The sequence below is a fragment of the Paraburkholderia sp. UCT2 genome, from assembly GCF_014397665.1.
Lineage (GTDB): Bacteria > Pseudomonadota > Gammaproteobacteria > Burkholderiales > Burkholderiaceae > Paraburkholderia > Paraburkholderia tuberum.
On the sequence record NZ_VZQO01000113.1, the window covers coordinates 1 to 2636 of the forward strand.

The following is a 2636-nucleotide window of genomic DNA, read 5'->3' on the forward strand; positions in this document are numbered from 1 at the left end:
CTACGCGCAGGCGTGCAATGACCACGTCCGGGCGACGGCCAAGCAGGCCGAGTCCAAGGTTGGCGGGCATGCCGGCAGGCTGGGTCAGATCGACGGCCGGCCGTGCGATGCGCAAGCCGCGGTCGGGACCGGCACCCATCAATGCGGCGATCTGGTTGCGTTCCAGTGCGATCGATTCGTCGAGCGCGAGCAGGTCGGCCTGCGCGCTTTGCTGCTTCGACTCGGCCTGCTTCACACCAGCCTGCGTTTCCAGCCCGTTCGCGAAACGCTCTCTGAACAGCTGCGCGGATTGCGTGCGGACCTCCAGTGCCGCCTGCGCACTGTCGCGCTCGGCGAACAGACGCGCGAGGTCGGCATACGCTGCGGCGATCGACGCGGAGAGAACCATGCGGGCCTGCGCCGCATCGGCGCGCGCCGCTTCGAGTTCCGAAGTGGCGGCGGCTAGCGAAGCGCGATTCTTGCCCCAGAAGTCGATTTCGTAGCTGAAATTCAGCTCGGCGCTGCCGTAGGGGCGCCATCCGTGGGGAACGAAATCCGAGGGAATACCGTTGTTGTAGCTCTGTTTTTTCTTCTGGACCGAGCCGTCCGCGTCTATTTCGGGCAGCAGAGCTGCGCCCGCCACCTGCGCCGACGCCTCGGCGTTATGCAGCCGCGCCTGGGCGGCCGCCAGCGTCGGCTCATCCTTGAGCGCCTCTGAAATCAGGCCGTTCAGTTGCGGATCGCGATAGCCGAGCCACCACTGATCGGTGGGCCACGCGGACGCGGTGCCGGCCTGCTTGCCGCCGCCCGCACCGAGACTTTGTGCCGTCTCATACCTGCTGATGTCCTTCGTTACCGGCTTTTGCGGCATGTCAGGCAGTTGCGCGCAGGCGCTCGCCACGATGGCGAATGCGAATGCGACGGCCAGCCTCACTGGTTTGTGCTGCATCCCAACCTCGGTGCTCTCTTGCATGATCCCTTGCTCCTTCGCTCCCTTTTACAATACTGAACAGTCTAGTTATCGAAATCATCCATGTCAACAGAAATAAACTGTACGGTTCAGGTATGGTAAGATCACAACATTGAAAGTCGAAGGCCGGTCACGGGCGTCGCCGCCGGCCATGTCGTTGATCGGTCGCGCAGACCGGAGGAGCGCATTGAAGATGAGAGTGAAAACAGAAGCAAAGCGGCAGGTGATCGTTGACGCCGCGTTTGAGGTGTTCAGTGAATTCGGGTTCGAGCTTGCCTCGATGTCCGAGATTGCGGCGCGGGCAGGCGTGTCGAAGGCCACGCTCTACAACTACTTCAAGTCGAAGGACGAGATGTTCACTGAGTTCATGGGCACCGCCGCGCTACAGGGAACAGCAGCTGCACGCGAGCGACTCAAGACCACTGTGCCGGTTCGCGACGCACTGGTGAGCTTCGGCAAGCACTGTCTGGTTGCGATCCTGACACCGCAACTGCTCGCGGTGCGCCGTCTCGCGCATCTTGAAGGTGGCCGGTCAAACGTCGGCGCCCTGTTCTATGAGCGCGGGCCGAAGCCCGGCTGGCAAGTGGTGACGGACTTCCTGCAGCAATTGATTGACGCCGGGAAGCTACGCAGCTGTAACGCAGCCATCGCGACAGCGCATTTGCGTGGTCTGTATGAAGCGGAGTTGCTGGAACTCTGCCTGCTGGGCGTACCGGCGGATACCAGTTCCCGCAACATCGCCAAAGTCGTTCAAAGAGCGGTCGACGTGTTTCTGGCCGCATATGGGCCGACGGACGGGACTGACGCCGCATAGGCCAGGTGCCTGGACGGTCGCGAACCTTGGGAGACGGCAAGCGAACCGCCACCGTGTCGCCAGGTGGACGGTTCACCCTGCACAGCGTCGGCGAAATCCGCCGTTTGCAACGCCTGACATGGGTATCAGCCTGTTCCGGAGCCAATCGTCACGATGAATGGCCCGTGGACGGCTACTCCGGATCATGCCCGGATGGCGGGGCACGCCGATCGCAGTCGATGCTCTCCCCGAAACCCGCAGGCAGCCGGCGAAGACGCCGCGCCTTATCGAATTGCTGAGGAATTGCTGAGGAAGGGTTGAGAGCAGTCCATTGCTGAACCAACCACGGTCTCGCGGCCAGCGATCTGCCGACGTCATGAACGAATCGCCGGCAAACGCCGTCGTGCATAGCATGCGCCTACGGCGATGAACAGAATCCCAGTAGCCGCGACATTCGCCGGTCTCCAAGGTATGGCTGCGCGGGTTGCGCAGTCATATGGGGTTATTTCGGAAGGTGGGTCGGGACTTGCGCCGACGCTTGTGTCGGAAGCTGCGGAGGTTGCGGAAGCTGCGGCCCACCCTGTGAAAGCTGCTTCGTGGACGGTTGCCCGGCGGACGCTGGCCGCTGCGACGGCAATTGCTGCGGCAGATTGCTTTGCGCAAGCACGGATGTGCTGGTAAGGAAGGCGAACAGTACAAGGAAGGTCTTTTTCATTTCAATTCTCTACAGTTGGTCGTCTTGATTTTGATGCGATTAGCAGCCGCGAGCCGTATCAACGCGCGGCCAAGGTTGCCTTGTAACGCCAGGACGCTGTTGCGGTACTGAAGTCGACGGGGCTACCCGACGCTACGTTGTCTGACGGGAGGGGAGCGGACGAACTAGTCACCCCGCCG

At 62.1% G+C, this 2636-nt stretch carries 2 protein-coding genes; one reads left to right on the top strand and one right to left on the bottom strand.

Annotated elements, in window-relative coordinates; translation table 11 throughout:
• The coding region (locus F6X39_RS35885) for an efflux transporter outer membrane subunit (RefSeq protein WP_262414939.1) at window positions 1–952 on the bottom strand (952 nt) is incomplete at its 3' end.
• A 190-nt stretch (window positions 953–1142) separates the two neighbouring features.
• Between F6X39_RS35885 and F6X39_RS35890 the strand changes: the two genes are divergently transcribed.
• Window positions 1143–1763, top strand: coding sequence for a TetR/AcrR family transcriptional regulator (locus F6X39_RS35890; protein ID WP_187620121.1), 621 nt, complete (start codon window positions 1143–1145; stop codon window positions 1761–1763).
• Window positions 1764–2636: the final 873 nt, after the last annotated feature.

Coding starts and splice junctions, on each gene's coding strand:
- F6X39_RS35890 (WP_187620121.1), top strand. CDS start 1,143: ATGAGAGTGAAAACAGAAGCAAAGCGGCAGGTGATCGTTGACGCCGCG.